At 62.5% G+C, this 23,622-nt stretch carries 22 protein-coding genes; 11 read left to right on the top strand and 11 right to left on the bottom strand.

Annotated features, from left to right (window positions below; translation table 11 throughout):
- The first annotated feature begins 17 nt into the window (after positions 1 to 17).
- Positions 18 to 905 (top strand): pirin family protein, encoded by an 888-nt coding sequence (locus ACF8GF_RS09710; protein ID WP_392488071.1) that lies wholly within the window; start codon positions 18 to 20, stop codon positions 903 to 905.
- A 232-nt stretch (positions 906 to 1,137) separates the two neighbouring features.
- Positions 1,138 to 1,398 (top strand): DUF1652 domain-containing protein, encoded by a 261-nt coding sequence (locus tag ACF8GF_RS09705; RefSeq protein ID WP_176683448.1) that lies wholly within the window; start codon positions 1,138 to 1,140, stop codon positions 1,396 to 1,398.
- Positions 1,399 to 1,521: 123 nt separating this feature from the next.
- Here ACF8GF_RS09705 and ACF8GF_RS09700 read toward each other — a convergent pair whose 3' ends face one another.
- The 6 genes from ACF8GF_RS09700 to ACF8GF_RS09675 all read right to left on the bottom strand — a co-directional run bounded on the left by ACF8GF_RS09700 (position 1,522) and on the right by ACF8GF_RS09675 (position 8,328).
- Positions 1,522 to 1,809 (bottom strand): hypothetical protein, encoded by a 288-nt coding sequence (locus ACF8GF_RS09700; protein ID WP_392488082.1) that lies wholly within the window; start codon positions 1,807 to 1,809, stop codon positions 1,522 to 1,524.
- A 168-nt stretch (positions 1,810 to 1,977) separates the two neighbouring features.
- Positions 1,978 to 2,625 carry a DNA oxidative demethylase AlkB gene (alkB, locus tag ACF8GF_RS09695; RefSeq protein ID WP_392488070.1) on the bottom strand — a complete coding sequence of 216 codons (648 nt, stop codon included), beginning with the start codon at positions 2,623 to 2,625 and terminating at the stop codon, positions 1,978 to 1,980.
- A 159-nt stretch (positions 2,626 to 2,784) separates the two neighbouring features.
- Positions 2,785 to 4,230 (bottom strand): curlin, encoded by a 1,446-nt coding sequence (locus ACF8GF_RS09690; protein WP_392488069.1) that lies wholly within the window; start codon positions 4,228 to 4,230, stop codon positions 2,785 to 2,787.
- Between the two features lie 16 nt (positions 4,231 to 4,246).
- The gene (locus ACF8GF_RS09685) at positions 4,247 to 4,720 is read right to left on the bottom strand and encodes a curlin (RefSeq protein ID WP_176683451.1); all 474 of its coding nucleotides are present in this window, start codon (positions 4,718 to 4,720) and stop codon (positions 4,247 to 4,249) included.
- A gap of 15 nt (positions 4,721 to 4,735) precedes the next feature.
- Positions 4,736 to 6,967 (bottom strand): Ig-like domain-containing protein, encoded by a 2,232-nt coding sequence (locus ACF8GF_RS09680; RefSeq protein WP_392488068.1) that lies wholly within the window; start codon positions 6,965 to 6,967, stop codon positions 4,736 to 4,738.
- Positions 6,968 to 6,999: 32 nt separating this feature from the next.
- Positions 7,000 to 8,328, bottom strand: coding sequence for a hypothetical protein (locus ACF8GF_RS09675; RefSeq protein WP_176683453.1), 1,329 nt, complete (start codon positions 8,326 to 8,328; stop codon positions 7,000 to 7,002).
- A gap of 448 nt (positions 8,329 to 8,776) precedes the next feature.
- Here ACF8GF_RS09675 and ACF8GF_RS09670 point away from each other — a divergent pair, with 448 nt between their 5' ends.
- The 8 genes from ACF8GF_RS09670 (at position 8,777) to ACF8GF_RS09635 (ending at position 17,968) form a co-directional block, all read left to right on the top strand.
- Positions 8,777 to 9,523, top strand: a complete 747-nt coding sequence (locus ACF8GF_RS09670) for a gluconate 2-dehydrogenase subunit 3 family protein (RefSeq protein ID WP_103444449.1) — start codon at positions 8,777 to 8,779, stop codon at positions 9,521 to 9,523.
- Between the two features lie 3 nt (positions 9,524 to 9,526).
- Positions 9,527 to 11,311 (top strand): GMC family oxidoreductase, encoded by a 1,785-nt coding sequence (locus ACF8GF_RS09665; RefSeq protein WP_176683462.1) that lies wholly within the window; start codon positions 9,527 to 9,529, stop codon positions 11,309 to 11,311.
- A gap of 12 nt (positions 11,312 to 11,323) precedes the next feature.
- On the top strand, positions 11,324 to 12,571 hold the full coding sequence (locus ACF8GF_RS09660; RefSeq protein ID WP_392488067.1) for a c-type cytochrome: 1,248 nt from the start codon (positions 11,324 to 11,326) through the stop codon (positions 12,569 to 12,571).
- Between the two features lie 266 nt (positions 12,572 to 12,837).
- Complete coding sequence (ptxS, locus tag ACF8GF_RS09655) at positions 12,838 to 13,857, top strand: transcriptional regulator PtxS (RefSeq protein WP_064614648.1); 1,020 nt, start codon at positions 12,838 to 12,840, stop codon at positions 13,855 to 13,857.
- Positions 13,858 to 13,924: 67 nt separating this feature from the next.
- Entirely contained in the window at positions 13,925 to 14,704 is a 780-nt protein-coding gene (locus ACF8GF_RS09650; RefSeq protein ID WP_392461145.1) for a sugar phosphate isomerase/epimerase family protein, read from the top strand.
- Positions 14,697 to 15,647 carry a sugar kinase gene (locus tag ACF8GF_RS09645; RefSeq protein WP_392488066.1) on the top strand — a complete coding sequence of 317 codons (951 nt, stop codon included), beginning with the start codon at positions 14,697 to 14,699 and terminating at the stop codon, positions 15,645 to 15,647. Before ACF8GF_RS09650 ends, ACF8GF_RS09645 begins: the two co-directional genes overlap by 8 nt.
- A gap of 55 nt (positions 15,648 to 15,702) precedes the next feature.
- Entirely contained in the window at positions 15,703 to 16,995 is a 1,293-nt protein-coding gene (locus ACF8GF_RS09640; protein ID WP_176683466.1) for an MFS transporter, read from the top strand.
- A gap of 10 nt (positions 16,996 to 17,005) precedes the next feature.
- The gene (locus tag ACF8GF_RS09635) at positions 17,006 to 17,968 is read left to right on the top strand and encodes a 2-hydroxyacid dehydrogenase (protein ID WP_392488065.1); all 963 of its coding nucleotides are present in this window, start codon (positions 17,006 to 17,008) and stop codon (positions 17,966 to 17,968) included.
- 42 nt (positions 17,969 to 18,010) lie between these two features.
- Here the strand turns inward: ACF8GF_RS09635 and ACF8GF_RS09630 are convergent, their stop codons facing one another.
- From ACF8GF_RS09630 to ACF8GF_RS09610, 5 genes are all read right to left on the bottom strand, one after another.
- Positions 18,011 to 18,976 (bottom strand): endonuclease, encoded by a 966-nt coding sequence (locus ACF8GF_RS09630; protein WP_392488064.1) that lies wholly within the window; start codon positions 18,974 to 18,976, stop codon positions 18,011 to 18,013.
- 93 nt (positions 18,977 to 19,069) lie between these two features.
- Positions 19,070 to 20,065 carry an aldo/keto reductase gene (locus ACF8GF_RS09625; protein WP_176683469.1) on the bottom strand — a complete coding sequence of 332 codons (996 nt, stop codon included), beginning with the start codon at positions 20,063 to 20,065 and terminating at the stop codon, positions 19,070 to 19,072.
- 96 nt (positions 20,066 to 20,161) lie between these two features.
- A complete protein-coding gene (locus tag ACF8GF_RS09620) occupies positions 20,162 to 21,013 on the bottom strand; it encodes a LysR family transcriptional regulator (RefSeq protein ID WP_392461140.1) in 852 nt (283 codons plus the stop codon).
- 62 nt (positions 21,014 to 21,075) lie between these two features.
- Positions 21,076 to 22,260, bottom strand: a complete 1,185-nt coding sequence (locus ACF8GF_RS09615) for an MFS transporter (RefSeq protein WP_392488063.1) — start codon at positions 22,258 to 22,260, stop codon at positions 21,076 to 21,078.
- 92 nt (positions 22,261 to 22,352) lie between these two features.
- Complete coding sequence (locus tag ACF8GF_RS09610; RefSeq protein ID WP_021783794.1) at positions 22,353 to 23,234, bottom strand: LysR family transcriptional regulator; 882 nt, start codon at positions 23,232 to 23,234, stop codon at positions 22,353 to 22,355.
- 185 nt (positions 23,235 to 23,419) lie between these two features.
- Between ACF8GF_RS09610 and ACF8GF_RS09605 the strand changes: the two genes are divergently transcribed.
- Positions 23,420 to 23,622 (top strand): thiamine pyrophosphate-binding protein (locus ACF8GF_RS09605; protein ID WP_249226214.1); only part of this gene is annotated, 203 nt, incomplete at its 3' end.

Here is a 23,622-nt window from a genome sequence, read left to right as displayed (position 1 = left end):
AAGAGAGGAGCCTTCTCATGAAAAAGATTCTGGGTATCCACCACAGCCCTCACGCCCATTGGGTGGGGGATGGTTTCCCGGTGCGCAGCCTGTTCACCTACGACAACCTGGCCAGCCGGATCAGCCCATTCCTGCTGCTGGACTACGCCGGGCCGCATGATTTCGCCCCGACCCCAGCACGACGCGGCGTAGGCCAGCATCCGCATCGCGGCTTCGAAACCGTGACCATCGTCTACCAAGGTGAGCTGGAGCACCGCGACTCCACGGGTGCCGGCGGCTTGATCGGCCCAGGTGACGTGCAGTGGATGACGGCTGCCAACGGCATCCTCCATGAGGAGTTTCATTCCCCGGACTTTGCACGCAGTGGTGGCACACTGGAAATGGTCCAGCTGTGGGTGAACCTGCCGGCGCGGGACAAGCGTGCAGCGGCCGGCTACCAGACGCTGCTGGCCGGCGACATTCCGGTGCTAGCGCTGGACGGTGATGCCGGGAGCTTGCGGGTAATTGCCGGTGACTATCATGGGCACCAGGGGCCGGCTCGGACCTTCACCGCGATGGATGTGTGGGATCTGCGGCTCAACGCCGGCGCTGTCTTGCAGTTGCCGGTTGCTGCCGGTCGCACTGCGGCGCTGGTGGTGTTGCGTGGAAACGTTCGAATCAACAGCGAACGCGAAGCAGGTCCGTCCAGCCTGGTGCTGCTCGACCGAGAGGGTGTAGACGTAGCGGTCGAGGCGCTGGAAGGCGCCAGTGTGCTGCTGCTCAGCGGTGAGCCAATCGATGAGCCGATCGTCGGCTACGGTCCGTTCGTGATGAACAGCCAGGCGGAGATTGCCGAATCGTTCGATGATTTCCATGCCGGGCGGTTTGGGCAGATGCAGAATGAGAGGGGAGGTGCCGCGCACTGATCCTGTTGATTGGGTGGCCTTGCTGTCCAAGACCACTCGTCGTCAAGTCTGCTAATGCATTCGAACGCTCGGCCCACGCAGGGAATCTTCCACTAAGGTGCTAGAGGATTCCCCGCAAGCTCATTGCCCGGGCGCATGGACTGCTGCCCGAGCATGCGCAATATCAATTGGCGCCCCGCCCGACAAAGGCGTACTTCCAAACAACAGGCCATCCCACAGAGAGGGTCGTACCATGTCGTTGATAGGCGTTTCGATACTAGAGATGCGGCAAATGATCGAACAGGCCTGCTTGCCAGATCGCTGTGAGGTCAGCTGCCCGGACGGCGCCAACCTGACCATCCGCCTGGGCCAGGGCCAGGATCTCGATCAAGGCGTGACCCTCAGCGGGGTCGCCCTGCAAAATCTCAACAGTTGTCGTGATCTGGTCAACCTGGTGGAGCAGCTGCATGCGCTGCGTGACAGCCACCCGGCGCCGCTCAAGGCGATTGCCTGAGCGCACCTGTCGTGCCCCGGTCAGCCCAGGCTGGCCGGGTTCATGCATTCTAGCCGCTGACTAGCAATGCGCAGGTATCAGCCCTGGCAGCCTTAAGTGCGGCCGCAGCTGCCGCTGATCGGCTTATTGCAGTTCCAGCAGCAGGTTCAGGCCACCGTCGCCGCATCTACCCTTGTCGCGGACCACGCCATGGTAACTCTGCCCATCCCAGACAAAGGCCACACTGTGAGCGCGGTCGATCTTGTCGGGCAGTGGGGGGCAAATGTGCAAGCGCAGCCCTGGACGGCCTTGCAGGTTGAGGGCGGCGAGCTGGCATTGGCATTCCACACTTTGCGCCACGGGGCCGAACAGGGTGTCGCGTACGTAGTCGAGCTGCAGCGAGGCATTGGGGGCGCGGCCAGGCATCTTCATCGGTACATGGCTCCGGTGCAACGGCTCGAAGAACCAGGCGGGTTTGGCATGGCAGGCTCCAGACAGAAGTAGGCGGCTTATCATTCGAAGCTTGCCTGGCCAAGATGTTCAATGTGTTTCATGTGGGTTCATCTTGTTCTGCACTGGGCGGCAGAGGACTGACCCTGTTCAGGCACCTGCCTTACGCAAGGTCAGGTTGATCCGCCGTTCGCCCAGGCGCGGATGAACACCGGGCTTGATCGGTAGCACGCCGTGGAAGCGCAAGCGGTCTTCGCCACCCCAGACCAGCACATCGCCGTGGCCCAGCGCAATGCGCTGAGCCTTGTCGGCACGCTGCAGGCCGCCGAACAGGAACACCGCTGGTAAGCCCAGCGACACCGACACGATCGGCTGGCTGAAATCCTGCTCGTCGCGGTCCTGGTGCAGACTCAAGCGTGTGCCTGGCAGGTAATGGTTGACCAGGCAGGCATCCGGCTCGAAACCGTCAAACCCGGCCATGGCTGCCGCGTGGGCGGCCAAGGCGAGCAGGACCGGGGGCAGGGCAGGCCAGGGCTGGCCACTGAGTGGGTCGCTGGGGCTGTATCGGTAGCCGTGTTGATCACTCACCCACCCCAACGTACCGCAGTTGGTCAGCCCTACCGCCATGCGCAGCCCTCCTGGGGTGTACATGTGCCGGAACGGCGCGGCACGTAGCACCGGGCGCAGGGCATCGAGCAGCGCCTCGGTTTCGGCCAGGGCGAAGCCGGGCAGCAGCACGGTATGGCTGGCCAGGCGTTGCGGCTGGGGGCCGAACAGGTCGAGGTCGGACTGGATCATGCTGCTGCACATCTTTGATCGGTTTGCCATTGTACCCCGACAGATACACTCCAAGGGCTTGCACATGCCGACCGGATCGAAAGACTGCAGAGGGAGGGGCAACAGAAAAAGGAACCGCGGCACCAGGGAGAGGAGCACCGCGGTTCAAGGGGGAGCGGTTTACTGCTGGGTCACAGTGGCCAGGTTCGCGCTGCCCAGCTGGGTGATGGTGGCGGATTGGGCGACACCGCTCTGGTCGACGAACGCCATGTTGCCCTGGCCTCCCTGGGTCACGTAGGCGACGTTGATGTTGTCAGACTGTTTGATGGTGGCTTCGTTGCCGCTTCCGTAGAGTTGGTTGGTATAGCTCTGGTTGCTATAGCCGGACTGGTCGAGGGTGATGGTGTTGCCGGTGCCCTGGCTGCTGCCGTAGGCATAGTTGTCGGTACCACGCTGGTCGGCGATCAGAATGTTGTCGGTGCCGTTCTGTTCGAAGTACAGCTCGTTGCTGACGTCATCCTGCTTGGTCGACATCTGGTTGCCTTTACCCGTCTGGGTCAGCGTGGCCAGCTGGTCAGCGCCCTTCTGGGTCAGGTTGACGCCGTTGCCATTGCCGGTCTGGTTGATGGTGGCGTTCTGGTTGGTACCGAACTGGCCACCCATCTTGGCGCCTTTCCAGTTACTGGCGGTGATGTTGTTACCATTGCCTTGGGTGTTGATGGTGAGGTTGAGGTTTTCACCATTCTGATAGGTGAAATGCAGGTTGTTGTTGCCGGTCTGGGTGATGCTGGTGGTTGAATTGTTGGTCTCGAACTGGTCCGACCAACTGGCGTTGGCATTGCCTTGCTGCGACAGGCTGACCTTGTTGCTGACGCCGAAGCTCTGGTCGATATAGCCTTCGTTCAGCTGGCCGGTCTGGACCACGGAGGCCTGGCTACCCACCTGTGTGTCCTGCCACACTTCCACCGAGTTGCCGCCCCCATACTGACCTATGGCAATGGTGCCGCCGGTACCTTCACGCTGGTCGCCATAGGCCCAGTTGTCGTGGCCATCCTGGTAGACCTGGATATCGCCATCGACATGGTTCAGGTGCTCGGTGGTGCCATAGTTGTCCTGGCCGGTCTGGTTGACGGTGCTGCGATTGTTGCTGCCACCGAAGGTCTGCTCGATGAACGCCTCGTTGCGCTGGCCGGACTGCCAGCTGGTGGCCTTGCTGCCTTCCTGGCTGTCCTGCCACACGGTTGATGTATTGCCAACGCCTTGTTGGGTTTGCAGCGATTCATTGTTCAACCCTATCGACTGGCTGGCGAAGGCATCGTTGTAGCTGCCTGCGGCCTGCTGGGTGATCTGGCTGCCGTTCTCGAACAGTTGCTCAGCGTAGCCGGCGTTGTACTGGCCGGTGGCGCTCTGCTGAATATCGCTGGTGCTTTCGGCTTGCACGGCGAGGTGGTTGTGGCCCTTGCCAGTCTGGTGCTGGGTGGCCGAGGCGAAGGGGGCCTGAGCCTGAAAGACTTCGGCGATGTTTTCCTTGCCGTCCTGGGTCTGGGACGAGGTGCTGTCAGCAGCCATGGCCTGACCTGCGAGGGCCAGGACGATAGCGGCACTGAGCGGAGCGAGCTTGTACATGGTGGTGCCTCCAGGTCTATCGGTATTGGGTGATCTGAACATGCTGGCCATTGCCAGCCTGGGTAACGGAGCTGTTGAGCCCCGAGCCGGACTGCACGATGCTGGCGCTGTTGTCGTTGCCGATCTGCTCGATGGCGGCGCTGTTGCTGCTGCCGCTCTGGCGAATCGACGCGCTGTTGCCATTTCCCTGTTGGCTGATGATGGCCATCAGGTCACTGCCTTCCTGCAAGATGTACGCTTCCTGAGCACCGCCAGACTGGACGATACGGCCCAGCAGAGCCTGACCGTTCTGGTCGAGGGCGGCGCGGTTGCCTGACCCTTGTTGCTCGATCACCGCAGCCTGGCCGGCACCGGCCGGCAGCAGGCGGATGATCACTGGTTCACCGAGGTCGTTGCCGGGTGCGAGGTCGGCATTGTCCATCAGGTCCTCTGCCCAGCAGGCCTGGCCCGCCAGGGCCAGGCAGAGCAACAGGGAGTACAGCCGTTTCATCGAAGCCTCCGGCTTTTACTGCACGATGACGTTGACGGTGCGCGTGGTGCCTTGGCTGGTGGTGATCGTCGCCGTCGGTGCCGCAGTCGGGATGATCGTGGTGCTATTGCTGACCACCAGGCGCCAGCGCCCGGTCAGCGCTACCGTGGCCGTACCCAAGGTCTGGACACCGGTAGTTGTGGTTACCTGCACGGTCACGGTATTGCCGGTAGTCACCGACGAGGTGCCACTGATGTCCCAGTTGTAACGGTTGTTGGAGCGCGCCGTTACTGTGGCTGTCGTGACAGCGAAGGTTTCAGCGGCAGGCCGAGGCGACACGTTGACGGTGACCGTACCTGGGGTGGACAGCCCCCCCAGCGAGTCACGTGCCTGGTAGGTGAAGGTGGTGGTGAAGGCTGTGGTTACAGTGGCCGGTGGGGTATAGGTTACGGTCGTGCCGTCGGTGCTGACCGTGCCGCGGCCGGCGGCTGGCTGGGTGATGTTGGCCACGCTCAGCGGTACGTTGCCTTCCGGGTCGGTGTCGTTGGCCAGCACGTTGATGGTCAATGGCACGCCCAGGGTGGCGACGGTCTCCGGGTTGGCAGTCGGTGCCTGGTTAGGCGCGACGTTGATGGTGACCGTGGCCGGTTCCGACTTCAGGCCCTTGGCATCCATCGCCCGGTAGCTGAAGGTGGCTACCAGCGGTTGTGTGGCCCCGCTCGGCGGCGTGTAGGTCACCGAGGTGGTGCCGTTCATCACGACGCCGCCAAGGCCGGTCCCGGGTTGGGTCAGGTCGCTGATGGTCAGCGGCACGTCGCCATCCGGGTCGCTGTCGTTCAGTAGCAGGTTGAGTGTGATCGGGACACCGACACTGGTGTTGCCGACATCGGTCTGGGCCAGCGGTGGCTGGTTGGCGGCCTCGACCGGGGCGTTGCCGACCACGATCACCGGCTCCACATCGCTACCGCCATGGGCAGACTTGACCGTGACGGTGGCGGGCGGTTGAGCCAGGTCGTTGACCGTGATGCTTTGCAGCGTGCCCGATTTCGACATGCGGCCGTAGCCTTGGGCGAGCAGGTCGGGGACCACGACTTCATCACTGGAGCTGGCCTCGATCAACAGACGTTTGTTGGCCCAGTCATAGCGTGCGGTGCTGACTTTGACCACGTCGCTGAGCTTGCTCGAGAGTGCAGTCGGCTGGGTGCCGCCGACTGCATTGCTGGCGGTGACAACCACCACCGCTGGCGGCACCGACTGGTTGAACTGCTGGCTGAAGAACAAACCGTTGTTGTCCGAAGTCAGGGTGAACTGACACGGCGAAGGCGGCGTGCCGATCAGTGCCAGGCCATTGCGCATACACAGGCTGGCCTCATTCGGGGCCTTGGCGAACACTTCCACGCGGGTGCCGCTGCCGTTGCGCGAGTACGTGGCTCGCTCCAGGGTGACCGGGGTTTGTGCCCGCTGGTCCAGCACCTTGCCAGACACTGTGAACGTGTTGGTCTGAATGGTGCCAGCGGGCCCTTCGATGCGCACGAAGTTGGTATTGAAGGGGCTACCGGTTACCGCTTCGGTGATATTGGGGTCGCCGATGTAGGTTTCGGTGGTACCAGTGTCAGGGTTGACCTCTGTATACGGCCCGCCAACCCCCTTCAGCCAAGGGCCGATCGCACCCTCCAGCGCCCCCTGGAAGTTGCCCGGAGCGCCAATGCCTATGTCCCGCGTGATGTTGATCGCACGACGTCCTGCCGTGGTGACGTTGACCGTCTCCACCCCGTAAGGGTGCGTGATGGTGTAGGTGCCGGTGCGTGGGACCGAAGCACGGATACGGATGCGCGCGAAACTTTGCTGATCACCGTCTACCGGGTTTTCAGCAGCGAAGGCTGCCTCTAAACCGGCAACGTAGACCTCCAGCTCATAACCGCTGTTACCTACTTGTGGTATCGAGGTTTCGGCCAGGAACCAGAACATCTCCGGTGGCCAGTTATCTGGAAATACCAGCGGCAGGGCATCGTCATAGACACCGGGCTCGGGCAACAAGGTGCACATGTAGGCCGGCGCCCCTGGCGCGCCTGGCGCACGGGTGCTGGTGGCACGTGACTGGCACAGCTCCAGGGATTGGTCGAGGCTGTCCTTGTACCACATCGGATAGCCACCTGTGGCGAAGGTGTAGGGCCCCGGGTCGACATCAGACAGCGCGGCGAATGCGGCGCTGGTAACGGTAAGAGAGAAACCGGCGGCCAACAGCGCACGGCGCGACCAAGTGTTCATGCTGCCTCCTTGAAGGCTGAGCCTTTGTCTGTTCATGGCACCAGCACCACGTCTTCGGTGTCGCTGCCACCGTTGGCGCTGGTGACCTGCACCTTGGCCGGCGGAATGGGCGAGAAGGTCATGCTCAACGTCTTCACGGCGCCGGTACCGCCCAGGTTGCCGATCAACGTGCCGTTGCCGGTATGTGCGGTAAGTACTGGAGGGGTGGTTTCGTCACTCGTGTTGGCCACCAAGGTCAGCTCGCCGGTGGACAAGCGGTACTGGGCCTGTGTGATGGTGACCAGGTCGGTCAGTGGCATGTTGCTGGTGGTCAGGCTGCTGGTGGGGACCGCCACGCTGTTGTCAGCGGACAGTGTCACGATGGTTCCGGCCGCCGGGTTGAGGGCTGACTGTGCGTACCAGGCGCCGGTGCCGTTGGCCTCGGTGAGGCCAAGGTTGGGCGTTTGGCTGGTCAGGGTGACGCTTGCCGGTGGCGGCGGGGCCAACACGAATATGTCTTGCTGGGCGATCAGGTCGCCGTTCTCGGTATGCCTTGAGTAAGTGCTGCGTTGTGGCATCAGCGGGGTTGGCAGGGCCACTTCGGAAAGCTTGCCGGAGACAGCGAACAGCTCGGTGCGCAGGTCGATGCCACCAGGGCCTTCGATGCGTACGTAATTGGTGTTGAATGGGCTGCCGGTGACCTGCTCTTCCAGGTTCGGGTCGCCGATGAAGCGCTCGTTGCCTTCGGTGTAGGGGCCGTTGACACTGCGCAGGAACGGCCCGACATCGCCCTTGAGTGCGCCGGTGAAGTCGCCTGCGCCGGCGATGCCGATGTCGCGGGTCATGTTGATCGCCCGGCGTCCTGCAGCGGGTACATCGAACACTTCAACGCCATAGGGGTGGGTGACCACGTAGGTGCCCGCGGTGGGGACGTCGACCCGAATACGGACTCGGGCAAAGCTGACCTGGTCACCCTCGACAGGTTCCTCGGCGGCGAATGCCGCTTCGATCGCCGTGCCGTAGCTGAGGTCGATGCCACGGGCGGCGTCGACGATTGCAGCGTCGGCAGTGAACCAGAACGCTTCGTCAGGGAAGTTGGTGGGGAAGACGATGGGTTGGGTATCGTCGAACACACCAGGCGTGGGCAGCAGCGTGCACATGTATGAGGGTGCGTCAGGCGCGCCGGCGACCCGGGAGCTGACGGCCTTGGTCAGGCACAGGTCGAGGGTTCGACCGTGGCTGTCCTGGTACCAGGCGGGGAAGCCGCCGTTGGCAGGAACGTAAGCGCCTGGATCGACAGCGTTCAAGGCGGCCTGCGCCGGGAGCTGGAGCATGCTGGCGAAAATCGCCACTGCCAGCGGGTGGGGTATCGGTCGGTGCATGAGTCAATTCCTCCTGCAAACGGGCCCATGGACTTGGGGCGTCTGGGAGGAGATCGGCAAGAGCTGTGCCAATATCTGAGGTCTGCGTTGCAGGCCTTGTGGGGCAAGGGTTCGAACCTCTCAGCTGGGGATTTTGCGAGCGGCTGGCGGTGGGCTGCGTTCCCCCAAGGTTGGGGGATTGGGGGGCGGTAATTTCAACCCGATTTGCGGCGCAAAGTCGAGTTCTGAACTCAGATCATGCAGTAGGCGCGGCCGGTTATTCTTGCAATCTGGAACCGCGTCCTTGGAGGTTAAGCCGGGTGGGAAGGTAAGAATGAAACCGGTTTCAAAACCTTTCTGAACGCGCTAGATTATTCGGCTGTCTTCTTGATGGCCTATCAAGATCACCTCTCAATTGAAAATCAGATGGCGCTTATCAAGGCCACCCCAAAGCCGATGAGGATTCGCAATGCCTGAGCATGCCCCAGACAACCCGCGCAGGGATTTTCTGCGCAAGACCTTGACTCTGATCCCTGTCGTTACAGTGGCCAGTACAGGGCTTGGCGTGGGCGCCAGCCAACTGCTTGCGGCCCCGCAACCGCATCAGCAACCGAAAGTGCCGGCTACGCCGCCTGCGGGCAATTATCAACCGACATTCTTCAGCGCCGAAGAATGGGCTTTTTTACAAGCTGCCGTTTCCCGCATCATCCCGGCCGATGAGCTTGGCCCAGGGGCACTCGAAGCGGGCGCCGCCGAATTTATCGACAGGCAAATGAACACCCCCTACGCGACTGGCGCACAGTGGTACATGCAAGGGCCGTTCAACGCCGACGCCCCGCCCGAGCTGGGCTACCAGTTGCAGCTCAGCCCGCAACAAATCTACCGCCTGGGCATCGCTGCCGTGGACGGCTGGTGCAAGGCCAATGGCGGACAGGTTTTTGCTGCGCAAGATAGCGCTACCCAGGACCGCATTCTCAGTACGTTGGAGGCAGGAGAGGTGGTTTTCGAAACCGTTCCGGCCAAGGTGTTCTTCAGCCTGCTGGTGCAAAACACGCGCGAAGGGTTCTTCTGCGACCCGATTCATGGCGGCAACAAAGGCATGGTCGGCTGGACCCAGATCGGCTTCCCCGGCGCCCGCGCCGACTTCATGGACTGGGTCGAGCGCAACGAGCCTTACCCGTTCCCGGCTGTATCGATTCGCGGCGAGAGGGCCTGAGGCATGGCGACTGTGTTGAACAAAGTGGATGCGGTGATCGTCGGCTTCGGCTGGGCCGGTGCGATCATGGCCAAGGAGCTGACCGAGGCCGGGCTGCACGTGGTAGCCCTGGAGCGGGGGCCGATGCAGGATACCTACCCCGAAGGCAGCTACCCGCAGGTGATCGATGAGCTGACCTACAGCGTGCGCAAGAAGCTGTTCGTCGATGTGTCGAAAGAAACCGTCACTGTCCGCCATAGCGTGCATGATGTGGCATTGCCCAATCGCCAGCTGGGCGCGTTCCTGCCGGGCAAGGGCGTGGGTGGCGCAGGCCTGCACTGGTCGGGTGTGCACTTCCGGGTCGACCCCGTCGAATTGCGCCTGCGCAGCCACTATGAAGAGCGCTACGGGCGCGCGTTCATTCCCGAAGGCATGACCATTCAGGACTTCGGCGTCAGTTATGAAGAGCTGGAGCCCTATTTTGACTTTGCCGAAAGGGTCTTTGGCACTTCAGGCCAGGCCTGGACCGTCAGAGGCCAGGTGGTCGGTGAAGGGAAGGGCGGCAACCCCTATGCGCCGGACCGTTCCAACCCGTTCCCGCTGCCCGCGCAGAAGAACGTTGTATCGGCAAGGCTGTTTGAAAAGGCTGCCACCAACCTGGGCTACAAACCTTACAACCTGCCGTCAGCCAACACCTCAGGGCCATACACCAACCCCTACGGGGCGCAGATGGGGCCGTGCAACTTCTGCGGTTTTTGCAGTGGCTACGTGTGCTACATGTACTCCAAGGCCTCGCCCAACGTGAACATCCTGCCGGCGCTGCGTCAGGTGCCCAACTTCGAGTTGCGGCCCAATGCCCATGTGCTGCGGGTGAACCTGGACGACCGCAAGCGCAAGGCCACCGGCGTGACCTACATCGATGCCCAGGGGCGCGAGGTGGAGCAGCCGGCAGAGCTGGTGATTCTGGCGGCTTTCCAGTTCAACAACGTGCGTCTGATGCTGCTTTCCGGCATTGGCAAACCTTATGATCCGGTGAAGAACGAGGGTGTGGTCGGGCGTAACTTCGCCTATCAGAACATGGGGACAGTCAAGGCGTTCTTCGACAAGGACACCTACACCAACAACTTCATCGGCGCGGGTGGCAATGGCATTGCCATCGACGATTTCAACGCCGACAACTTCGACCATGGCCCGCACGGCTTCGTCGGCGGTTCGCCAATGTGGGTGAACCAGGCCGGCAGCCGGCCGATTGCCGGTACCTCCAACCCGCCGGGCACGCCGGCCTGGGGCAGTGCCTGGAAGAAAGCCACGGCCGATTACTACACCCACCAGGTGTCAATGGACGCCCACGGCGCCCATCAGTCCTACCGTGGCAATTACCTGGACCTGGACCCCACCTACCGCGATGCCTACGGCCAGCCGCTGCTGCGCATGACGTTCGACTGGCAGGAAAACGACATCAAGATGAACCAGTTCATGGTCGACAAGCTGAGCAAGATCGCCCAAGCGATGAACCCCAAGGCCATTGCCGTGCTGGGCAAGCAGGTCAAGGACCACTTCAACACCACCCGTTACCAGACCACCCACCTGAACGGCGGGGCAATCATGGGCACCGACCCCAAAACCAGTGCACTGAATCGCTACCTGCAAAGCTGGGACGTACACAACGTGTTCGTTCCGGGGGCTTCGGCGTTCCCGCAGGGGCTGGGTTACAACCCGACCGGGCTGGTGGCCGCGCTCACGTACTGGTCGGCCCGCGCCATCCGTGAGCAGTACCTGAAAAACCCCGGTCCGTTGGTCCAGGCTTGAGGAGCGATGAGCATGAAGACACTGTTGATCGCCACCCTGGTGCTGGGTGCCGGTGCGGCTGCACAGGCCGTAGCGAATGACGATGCGCAGGTACGCCTGGGCGAGTACCTGGCCCGCGCCGGTGACTGCGTGGCCTGCCATACCGCCAAAGGCGGAAAACCCTTTGCCGGCGGGTTGCCGATGGAAACGCCGATTGGCACGGTGTACTCCACCAACATCACCCCGGCGGCCAGTGGCATTGGCCAGTACAGCTTCGAAGACTTCGACAAGGCCGTGCGCAGGGGGATCGGCAAGGACGGCAGTACGCTCTATCCGGCCATGCCATACCCGTCGTATGCGCGGGTCAGCGAGCAGGACATGCAGGCGCTCTACGCCTATTTCATGAAGGGCGTGGAGCCTGTCGAGCAGGCGAACAAGGCCTCTGACATTCCCTGGCCGCTGAGCATGCGCTGGCCGCTGGCAATCTGGCGCGGTCTGTTCGCGCCAGAGGCCAAGCCCTGGCAGGCATCCGCGACAGCCGACCCTGTGGTGAACCGCGGGGCGTACCTGGTCGAGGGCCTTGGGCATTGTGGCGCTTGTCATACGCCGCGGGCACTGACCATGCAGGAAAAGGCCCTGAGCGCGGCCGATGGCGAGCAGTTTCTGGCCGGCAGCGCGCCGCTGGAAGGCTGGGTTGCCAAGAACCTGCGTGGCGATCACAAGGACGGCCTGGGCAGTTGGAGCGAAGCGCAGTTGGTGCAGTTTCTCAAGACTGGGCGCAGTGATCGCAGCGCCGTGTTCGGCGGCATGAGCGATGTGGTCGAGCACAGCATGCAGCACATGAGTGATGCCGACTTGACCGCGATCGCCCGCTACCTGAAAACCCTGCCGCCGAGCAATCCGGATGACCAGCCGCATGTCTACGACAAGCAGGTCGCGGATGCGCTATGGAAGGGTGACGACAGCAAGCCTGGGGCGGCGGTGTACATCGACAACTGCGCGGCCTGCCACCGCACCGACGGGCAGGGCTACACCCGCGTGTTCCCGGCCTTGGCCGGCAACCCGGTGGTGCAGACGGCGGATGCCACGTCGCTGATCCATGTGGTGCTTGCCGGTGGCACGGTACCGGCAACGCACACTGCGCCGTCGAACTTCACCATGCCGGCTTTCGGCTGGCGCCTGAGCGACCAGGAGGTTGCCGAGGTGGTGAATTTCATTCGCAGCAGTTGGGGTAACCAAGGCAGTGCCGTCACGGCCGGTGACGTGAAGTCGCTTCGCTGACGTGTTTTTCTGCGCCCTCGCCCGTAGGAGCGGGTTTACCCGCGAACACGGGCGAAGCCCGTGCCATCCCCTAACGTAATCAGATTCCAGGGTAAGCCCTGTTCCATAGATATAAATCTAAAAATATCAATAATTTATGCAATATTATTAATGCGATTTAACATTTCCTGACTTCGTGCCCGACCAACGGCCTGTTGACGAACCCGCGCATTTTTGCTGTATTGAAACCGGTTTCATCCCCATTAAAACAATCATAAGGAAAACCCATGACCGACGCGCCTGCCCATACCCGCGAACGGGTCACCATCAGCGAAGTGGCGCGTGTTGCTGGCGTTTCCAAAGCCACCGTCTCCCGTTACATTGGTGGCGACCGCCAATTGCTGGCCGAAGCCACGGCCAAGCGGCTGGAAGAGGTCATCGAACGCCTCGGCTATCGCCCCAACCAGATGGCTCGCGGCCTCAAGCGCGGCCAGACGCGACTGATCGGCATGCTGGTGGCCGATATCCTCAACCCCTATTCAGTGGCCGTGATGCACGGCGTGGAAACCGCCTGCCGTCAACATGGTTACAGCCTGGTGGTGTGCAACACCAACCGCGACGACGAGCAGGAGCGTCACCACCTGGTGGCCCTGCAGAGCTACAACGTCGAAGGGTTGATCGTGAACACGCTCGGTCACCACCCCGGCGAACTGCTCAACCTGCAGCGTGACATCCCCATGGTGCTGGTCGACCGCCAATTGCCCGAGCTGAATGTGGACCTTGTCGGCCTGGACAATGCCGACGCAGTCGAGCAGGCCCTCGACCACCTGCAGGCCCAGGGCTACCGCGACATCCTGGCGGTCAGCGAACCCCTCGATGGCACCAGTTCACGCCTGGAGCGGGTGCAGGCGTTCGGCGCGTCGATCAGCCGCCGGCCAGGCATGCGTCAGCAGGTACTTGAAATCAGCGCAGGGCTGCAGGGCCAATTGGCTTCGTTTCTTGCCCACAGTGGCCATGGTCCGCAAGCCATCTTCACCTTCAACGGCGTTGCCACCTTGGCGGTGACCCGGGCCCTGCTCGAGGCCGGGCGCAACCTGGTTGCCGATGTCGGGCTGATCGCCCTCGACGACCTCGACTGGTACCCCTTGGTTGGCAAAGGCATTACCGCACTGGCCCAGCCCACCGAGCGTATCGGCGTGGCGGCATTCGAAAGCCTGCTCGGTCGTTTGCGCGGCGATAGCGGCGCAGCACGGCGCATCGACTTCAAAGCCAACCTGATCATTCGCGGTTCAACCCAACCCCAGTAAGAAACAGCAGGTTTGTGCCTGCTGCTGTTGATCAAAAAATGAAACCGGTTTCATAAGGACAAGAACAATGCACGCGAACCCCGTTTCCATCAGTCTCTCCAGCTACGGCGCCGACTTTGTGCGCCAACGTGGCCAGGAGCAGTTTCTGGACCTGCTGGCCGCCGCTGGCGTCAGCCGCGTCGAACTGCGCGAAGAATTGTTCGCCAGTGCACCGGACGCCGCTGCGCTGGGTAGGGTCATTGCCGCGCTGCGCCTGGAATGCCTGTACTCCACCCCCCTTGAACTGTGGACCGCGCAAGGCGTGCCCGACCCGCTACTGGTGCAGAAGCTGGAAATTGCCCGGTCGCTTGGCGCGGTGGCGCTGAAGGTTTCCCTGGGGCACTTCGATGAGCACTGCGATGTGACGGCCCTGGCGTCGCTGCTGCCTGCGCATGGGCCTCTGTTGCTGGTGGAAAACGATCAGACCGCACAAGGTGGCAGGCTCGAACCGATGCTGCAGTTCTTCCAGCGCGTCGACCCGCTTGGGCTGCGCCTGGGTATGACGTTCGATATCGGTAACTGGCAGTGGCAGGGTGAGCCTGCGCGGCAAGCTGCAAGGCAGCTAGGCCGTTGGGTGCGCTATGTGCATTGCAAGGCTGTGCAACGTCGGGCCGATGGCCGTCTGGTTGCCATACCGCCGCAAGCGGCGGACCTGCAGGAGTGGGCAGCGCTGATGGCCGAGTTCGCGCCGGGCGTGGTGCGCGCTGTCGAGTACCCACTGGTGGGCGACGACCTGCTGGCGCTGACCCGGGTCCAGGTACGTCACCTGTCTGCACTGGGCGCGGCGCAGGAGTTGGACCATGCATGAACATGACGTGCTGTGTTTTGGCGAGACCATGGCCATGTTCGTTGCCGAGCAGGCCGGCGACCTGGCCGCTGTCGGACAGTTCGGCAAACGCATCGCCGGCGCCGACAGCAACGTGGCGATCGGCCTGGCGCGGCTGGGTTTCAAGGTACGCTGGCTGAGCCGGGTTGGTGACGATTCGCTGGGCCGTTTCGTGCTCGACAGCTTGCGCGGCGAAGGCCTGGACTGTGCCGGCGTCGAGGTGGATGCCAACTACCCGACGGGTTTTCAGCTCAAGGCCCGCAGCGATGATGGCAGCGACCCGGCAGTGGAGTACTTTCGCCGCGGTTCGGCGGCCAGCAGGCTGTCACCTGCGATGTTGAGCCCCGTTTGGCTGCAGGCTCGCCACGTGCACGCTACCGGTATTCCGCTGGCGTTGTCGGACAGCTGTCGGACGCTGTCTCACGCGCTGCTGGACGGGATGCGCGCAGCCGGGCGAAGCCTATCGTTCGACCCCAACCTGCGTCCCTCGCTGTGGCCCGATCAAAGCAGCATGGTGCGTGAAATCAATGCCCTGGCGGCCAAGGCCGACTGGGTTTTACCGGGGTTGGAAGAGGGGCGGTTGTTGACCGGTCAGCACACCCCGGCTGATATCGCCGCGTTCTATCTGGACCAAGGGGTGGAGCTCGTGGTGATCAAGCTGGGCGACGCTGGCGCCTACTTCCGCAGCGCCAAGGGCGAAGGGCAGGTAGCCGCCGTGCCAGTCAGCCGCGTGGTGGACACCGTCGGTGCAGGTGATGCCTTTGCCGTCGGTGTGCTTAGCGCGCTACTGGAGGGCCGTCCGATAGTCGAGGCGGTAGCGCGTGGCAACTGGTGCGGCAGCCGTGCCGTGCAATCGCGGGGCGACATGGAAGGGTTGCCGCTGCGCCATGAACTGGAGGCCTACGACCTGCGCAGAAGCGCATGAGCCGACCCCGAATCACCTGTTGCAACAAAAACAACAAGCTCAGGAGAAACAAACCATGCAAAGCCAAAGCCTGGCACCTCGCCGCTGGTGGTACATCATCCCGATTGTGTTCGTCACCTACAGCCTGGCGTACCTGGACCGCGCCAATTACGGCTTCGCCGCTGCCTCCGGCATGGCCGAAGACCTGCATATCACCCCGGTGATGTCTTCGCTGTTGGGGGCGCTGTTCTTTCTCGGTTACTTCTTCTTCCAGGTGCCTGGTGCCATCTACGCTGAAAAGCGCAGCGTGAAGAAGCTCATCTTCGTCTGCCTGATCCTGTGGGGCGGCCTTGCCACGCTTACCGGCATGGTCAGCAACGTCTACATGCTGATCGGCATCCGCTTCCTGCTCGGGGTGGTGGAGGCTGCGGTCATGCCGGCCATGCTGGTGTACCTGTGCCATTGGTTCACCCGGGCCGAGCGTTCGCGCGCCAATACCTTCCTGATGCTGGGCAACCCGGTGACCATTCTGTGGATGTCGGTGGTGTCGGGTTACCTGATCAAGCATTACGACTGGCGCTGGATGTTCATCATCGAAGGCTTGCCCGCTGTGATCTGGGCGTTCTTCTGGTGGCGCCTGGTGGATGACCGCCCGGCCCAGGTGAAGTGGCTGAGCGAGCAGGAGAAGGCCGCCCTGGCGCAGGCGCTGGCTGCCGAGCAGCAGGGTATCAAGCCTGTGAAGAACTACCGCGAAGCGTTTCGCTCGCCGCAGGTGATCATCCTGGCGCTGCAGTACTTCTGCTGGAGCATCGGCGTGTATGGCTTCGTGCTGTGGCTGCCATCGATTCTCAAGCAGGCGGCGAACGTCGATATCGTGCAGGCCGGCTGGCTGGCCTCGGTGCCCTACCTGGCGGCGGTGCTGGCGATGGTGGGCGTGTCCTGGGCGTCGGACCGCCTGCAAAAGCGCAAGCGCTTCGTCTGGCCGCCGCTGCTGATTGCCGCCGTGGCGTTCTATGGCTCTTACGCCTTGGGCAGCGAGCATTTCTGGCTGTCTTATGCATTGCTGGTGCTTGCTGGTGCCTGCATGTACGCACCTTATGGCCCGTTCTTCGCGATCGTGCCCGAAATCCTGCCGGCCAACGTCGCAGGCGGCGCCATGGCGCTGATCAACAGCATGGGGGCGCTGGGCTCGTTTGGCGGTTCGTGGCTGGTGGGTTACCTCAATGGGGCTACGGGCGGGCCCGGCGCCTCTTATCTGTTCATGTGCGGTGCGCTGCTGACGGCAGTGGCGCTTACCGCTGCGCTCAATACTTCCCAGACCTCTGGCCGGGCAAAGCGCGATAGCTCGCGTCTGGCCATGAACCATTAGGAAACCCGCAATGAAGAAGCGAATCGTCCTGTATAAACGCCTGTCCGGCGACCTGATGGCACGCCTGCGAGATCGCGTCGAGGTGACCTGGGTGGATACTACCCAGCCCGATGGCCTGGCCCGCCTGCGCGATGCGTTGCCGGGGGCGCACGGGTTGCTGGGAGCCAGCCTGCGCCTGGATGCCAGCCTGCTCGACCTTGCCCCGCAACTGGAAGTGGTGTCGAGCGTTTCGGTAGGCGTAGACAACTACGACATTGCTGAACTCAGCAGGCGTGGTGTGATGCTCACCAACACGCCCGACGTGTTGACCGAAACCACCGCGGACACAGGCTTTGCCTTGATCCTGGCTACCGCCAGGCGGGTGGTGGAGCTGGCGAACTGGGTGCGTGACGGCCGCTGGCAGGCCAACCTGGGGCCAGCGCATTTTGGCAGTGATGTACACGGCAAGACGCTGGGCATCGTCGGCATGGGCCGCATTGGCGAGGCCCTGGCCCGGCGCGCGGCCGCGGGCTTTGGCATGCGCGTGCTGTATCACAGCCAGCGTGCCAAGCCCGAGGTGGAAGCGCGCTATGGCGCATGCCAGTGCAGCCTGGATGAGCTGTTGCAGCAGGCAGATTTCGTTTGCCTGACGGTGCCGTTGAGCGCCAGCACCGAAGGGCTGATAGGCGCACGGGAACTTGCGTTGATGAAGCCAGAGGCAATTCTGGTGAACATCTCACGCGGTCGCGTGGTGGATGAGCAGGCGCTGATCGATGCGCTGCGGGCCAGGCGCATCCGCGGTGCGGGGCTGGACGTGTTCGTGCATGAGCCGCTGCCGGCCGACTCGCCGCTGTTGCAGCTGGATAACGTGGTAGCGACCCCGCACATCGGCTCGGCGACCGAGGACACCCGCCAGGCCATGGCGCGTTGCGCGGTGGACAACCTGCTCAGCGCGCTGGCCGGTGAGCGGCCGGTAAACCTGGTCAACGGCTGACGCGACCCCGTTCCCACAGGGGCCGCGCAGCCTTTGAAACGATCAGCGGCAGTTACCTGCCTTGCGATAGCCTGCTGCCTGCGCTTCACCTTCGTTAGCGAAGGTGACCTGATTCTTCGCTGCAACCTGGTTGTAGCCCGGGCAGCCGACTGACAGGTGATAGACGTGGCTGTTGCGGTTGCCAAGCACGGCGCCGACCGAACCGGCGCTGGCCAGGCTTGGTTTGGCCTCAGGCTTGGCCGCTTTTACCGGCACCGTCTGTGCCACGCCGCTGCCAACCGGCTTGTAGCCGGCAGTCCACTTGCGTTCGCCGCTTACAAACGGGTTGCCATGGCCCATGATCGCGGCAATGCGCCGATCGCGTTCTTTCTCCCAGGCCGACACCGGGTGTTGCTTGTCCCAGGCCATCAGTAGCTGTTGCTGTTGGCGCGACATGCTCAGCTTGTAGCGGTCGAACATGTAGAACGTGGTGCGGGCTACCAGGCCTTTGACTTCGTCACGCGGTTCGGCGGTGCGCTGGACGAAATCGACCTTGGTGGTGCATTGGCCGTATTCGCCGGCATTGCCAGTGACCATGCCGTAGTTGAAGTTGCTGCGGTCACCGTTGACCTCACCCACGGCGGGATAAAGGTTGAACAGGTCGGCCTCCATTGCGCGGAACACCGGGTCGTTGTCCACGCAGTGCTCACGGCCGCCGTTCTTCCAGCACTGGCGCTGGTTGCCGAAGGTGTGGGCGGGCACGATGTGTTCCCACTCGGTGCGCTCGGCGCGGTTCTGCTGCTTGCGCGTCTGGTAACCACACGAGGCGGCATCGATGCGCCCGCCAGACTTGCCCACCCAGGTCCATTTGCAACCGCAGTACAGGTCACCCATGGCACTGCTGGCCTGGTCCAGATAAACCTTCTGCTTGGCCACCACCTTGGCTTCGGTGAAGGTGGCCGGCGGGTTGGCCAAGGCGGGGATGGTAAAGGAAAATAATAAGGTTATGGCGTAAAGCAGTGATTTCATGGGGAAAACATATTTCAGGTTGGGCCGGGCATTGTAATGGTTTCCGCGAGGCTGACCAGCTCGCGGACCCATACCAACTGCCGCAAGCCCGCGCTATTTGAAGCCGGTGACCGCGTGGGGAACGTAAGGGGCCTGCAAGCGCACCACCTCGTCTTCGCTCAGCTGCAGTGACAGTGCGCCCAGGGCATCGTCCAGGTGGGCGGGCTTCGAGGCGCCGACGATAGGGGCGCTAACACCGGCCTTACCCAGCACCCAGGCCAGAGCAACCTGGGCCATCGGCACCCCCCGTTCGCTGGCGATCTGTTCGACCACATCGATTACCCGGCCATCCTCCACTTCGGTCTTTTCATAGAACGACTGCCCGGACACATCGGTGCGCGTGCGCTCGGTCTGCTGCCCATGCGGCCGGGTCAGCCGACCGCGCGCCATCGGGCTCCAGGGCATCAGGCCGATGCCTTGATCCAGGCACAGCGGAATCATCTCTCGCTCTTCTTCGCGGTAGATCAGGTTGAGGTAGTTCTGCATCGACACGAAGCGGCTCCAGCCGTGGCTGGCGGCTACCTGCTGGGCCTTGGCGAACTGCCAGGCATACATCGACGATGCGCCGATGTAGCGCGCCTTTCCGGCCTTGACCACATCATGCAGGGCTTCCATGGTTTCCTCGATGGGAGTGTGGTAGTCCCAGCGGTGGATCTGGTACAGGTCGACGTAGTCTGTGCCCAGGCGGCTGAGGCTGGCGTCGATGTTGGCCATGATCGCCTTGCGTGACAAGCCTTGCTCATTGGGCCGGCTGGCGCCTTCCCACATGTTGGCAGGGAAGAACACCTTGGTGGCGATCACGGTTTCTTCGCGGCGGGTAAACTCCTTCAGGAGTTTGCCGAGGATGATTTCCGAGGTGCCGGCGGAATAGCTGTTGGCAGTGTCGAAGAAGTTGATGCCTTGCTCGACGGCGTGGCGAATGATTGGCCGGCTGGCGTCTTCGCCCAAGGTCCAGGGATGAGTGCCGGCGTCGGGTTCGCCGAAGGTCATGCAGCCCAGGCACAGCCTTGAAATGTCCAGCCCGGTGCTACCCAGCTTTACGTACTGCATCGTCGTCTCCTTCAAAGGCGTGAGTGATGGAGTTAGCCTAACGCTGGAAGACTTGGGCGAAAATTCCGTATTGATGCATTTGCCATCTGCAAGAATTCACAAGCGCAGCAGCGGCCGGACCTGCTGCTGGAGGAAGTCGGTAACCGCCTTGATCCGCGGTGTGGCGCGTACGTCTTCATGCACGGCCAGCCAGATTTCGATGCTCATGGTCTGTTCGGCGCTGCCTGCTTGCTTCAGGCCGTGTTCCTGTGCCATGAACGCGGGGAGGCAGGCGATACCGATGCCGCCGGCACAGGCTTGGGCCTGGATGCGCAGGTCATTGCTGTGCAATGCGAACGGCTGCTGGCCGGCCTGGAGGTTGAGCCATTGCTGTTGTGGTGAACGGGCCTGGGACTCGTCGTAGCCGATGTAGCGCCTTGCCGTTGCGCTGGCCAGGTAACCGGGCGACGCGTACAGCCGGTAATCCAGGTGCCCCAGCAGGCTGACCACCAGGGTTGGCTCTGTCGGCCTGGCCAGGGCGATGCTGATGTCAGCTTCGCGGCGGGCCAGGGATGCCCTGGATTTGCTGCCTACCAGCTTCAGGCGCAGTTGTGGGTAGCGCTGGTACAGCTCGCCCAGGCGCCGGGCGACGATACTGCCCAGCAGCGCCGGTGGTGCCGAGAGCACCACTTCGCCTTCCACTGCCTGTTGGCCGGCGCTGGCGAAATGCTCCAGGGCAAAAGAGGACATGGCCATCTGTTCGGCGAGTTCCGCCACACGTTGGCCTTCGTGGGTGAGGGCATAGGCGCGGGGGCGCCGGTCAACCAGCTTGAGCTTGAGCGAAGCTTCGAGCGAGGCGATGCGCCGGGCCACGGTGGCGTGGTCGACACCCAGGGTCTTGGCGGCGGCCGACAGCGAGCCGGCCGAGCTGAAGGCGGAGAAATGGCGCAGGTCTTCCCAATCGAACATGAATGACTCGGCTGTGGCGGGTGCATAACGGGGTAGGGTAACCCTTTATGACCATGCCGGCTTCAATGCCCGCCTTTCATCCGCCGCGCCACCAGGTAGATGCCCAGGCCTACCAGCGCAGTCGCGGCGCCGATGTACCCGGTGCTGGTCCAGCCCATACCCGCAGTAATCGCCATGCCTCCCAGCCATGGCCCCAGGGCATTGGCCAGGTTGAACGCCGCATGGTTCGACGCCGCTGCCAGGCTTGGCGCTTCATGGGCAATGTCCATGAGGCGAATTTGCAGCGGTGCCGCCAGGGCGATCATGGTACCCACCAGGCCGATGCCCAGCAGCAGGCTCCACAGCGCCTGGGCGGCGAAGGTAAAGAACAGCAATACGGCAATCGACCACATCAGTACCAGCCCCACGGCGCGGAACTGCAGGCGGTCGAACAGCTTGCCGCCCGCGATGTTGCCGACGATGCCGCCCACGCCGAACGCCGCCAGCCCGAACGGAATCCACTGTGGCGACACCTGGGTCACTTGCAGCATGGTCGGTGCCAGGTAGCTGAACACGCAGAACATGCCGGCAAAACCGATCGAAGCAATGGCCAGCGCCATCCAGACCTGTGGGAGGGCAAAGGCCTGTAGCTCCTTGCGCGGATCGCTGCGTGTTTCGTCGTGGCGCTGGGGCACGAAACGCCAGACCAGGGCGATGGTGCACAGGGCGATCGCGCCGACCAGCACGAATGCCGAACGCCAACCGAAGTACTGGCCCAGGAAGGTGGCAACCGGGTTGCCGAGCAACATGGCCAAGGTCAGGCCCATCATCACCCGGGCAACCGCCCCCGCGCGCTGATCCTTGGCCACCATGCTCGAGGCCACCACTGCGGCAATGCCGAAGTAGGCGCCGTGGGGCAGGCCGCTGATGAAACGAAATGTGACCAGGCCACCGAACGAGGGGGCAAAGGCAGTGGCCAGGTTGCCCACGGCATACAGCAGCATCAACAGCAGCAGCATGTGCTTGCGCAGCAGTTTGGCACCGAGAATGGCCAGTGTCGGGGCGCCAACCATCACCCCCAGCGCATAAGCGCTGATGGCATGGCCCACCTGCGGCTCGCTCAACTGCAAATTGCTGGCAATGTCGGGCATCAGGCCCATGATGGCGAATTCGCCGGTGCCGATGGCAAAGCTGCCCAGTGCCATGGCAGCTTCCATCTTGGCGACGGTGTTTTTACTGGGTAGCGGGGGGCGTTCCTGGACTGACATCTGTATCCCTATTGAAACATGCTGAAACGTTCAAGGCGGGATAATAGTCAATCGATGGCTGCAACGTCGAGGATGCTGCCCCCGATTGGCCCTCAGCGCTCCAGGTAATGCGTCTGTGCAGCAAAGTCGATGAACCGCTTGCTCGCCAGCGACAGGTATTCCCCCGAGCGCCAGCACAAGCGGAAACTCATTTGCTGTGCCGGCCGGAAGGGCACACCGACGATACCTGGCGTACGTTGCTGCACTGAGCGCAACAGGGTCGCCACCCCCATGTTGTCCAGCGCGGCCTGCACCACCAGCGAGACGAAGTTGCTCTGTAGCGCCACCTGGTAAGTGATCCCATGTTCGGCGAAGAACGCATCCAGAAGATGGCGTTGAACGAAGGTGCGATCGAACACCACCATGTCGGTATTGCGCAGGTCTTCGGCGGTGAGGAAGGCTTTGCCGGCATAGGGATGATCAGGGTGCATGCACGCCAGCATCTCGTCGCTGCCCAGCAGGATCGACTCCTTGTCGGGCGGCACACGCCGGGACTCCAGCAGCGCCAGGTCGATTTCCCGTTGCTCCAGGCGGTGGCCAATGTCTTCGGCACTGCCTTCGAACACGGTCATGGCAATGCCCGGGTACAACTGGCGGAAGGCGTTCATCAACCCGGGGACGTAGTGCAGGCCGAACATCGGCGGAATACCCAGGCGAACTTCACCACGCTTGAGATCGGCCATGTCGCGCAGTTCTTGCCGGGCAATGTCCATTTCGCGCAGGGCGGAGGCAATTCGCGGCAAGAACTGCTCGCCCTCTGCCGTGAGGATCACTTTGCGCGTGGTGCGGTTGAACAGGGTGACCCCCAGTTCTTCTTCCAGCCGGGTAACGGCCATGCTCAGCGCTGGCTGGGCGATGTGCAGGTGCTGCGCGGCCTTGGTGAAGCTGCCTTGGCGGACGATTTCGACACAGCAACGCAATGCCTTGAGGTTCATTGAGGGGTGCTACCTTTCATGCGGGATGCATTCATAACGAAATGTGATGCTAAGCATCATAACAATATATTTATTATTATTAACCAGAGGGCCTACGATGCGCGCCACTGAGACATCCTGCAACATCTCAGTCACGCAGCTTAATAAATCTGCAATCCCACAAAGATTTTGAGGTAGTACCCCAAATGGCCAAGGCCGCCGATGTCGTTGTGCAATGCCTGGAAAATGAAGGTGTCGAGTATGTATTCGGCATCCCCGGTGAGGAAAACCTCGACCTGCTCGAATCCCTGCGCAAGTCGAAGATCAAGCTGGTACTGACCCGTCATGAGCAGTCTGCAGGTTTCATGGCTGCCACCTACGGTCGTTTGACCGGCAAGACCGGCGTCAG

Source organism: Pseudomonas sp. yb_5 (assembly GCF_043103865.1).
Classification (GTDB): domain Bacteria; phylum Pseudomonadota; class Gammaproteobacteria; order Pseudomonadales; family Pseudomonadaceae; genus Aquipseudomonas; species Aquipseudomonas putida_Y.
This window is presented reverse-complemented; position numbering and strand designations above follow the sequence as displayed.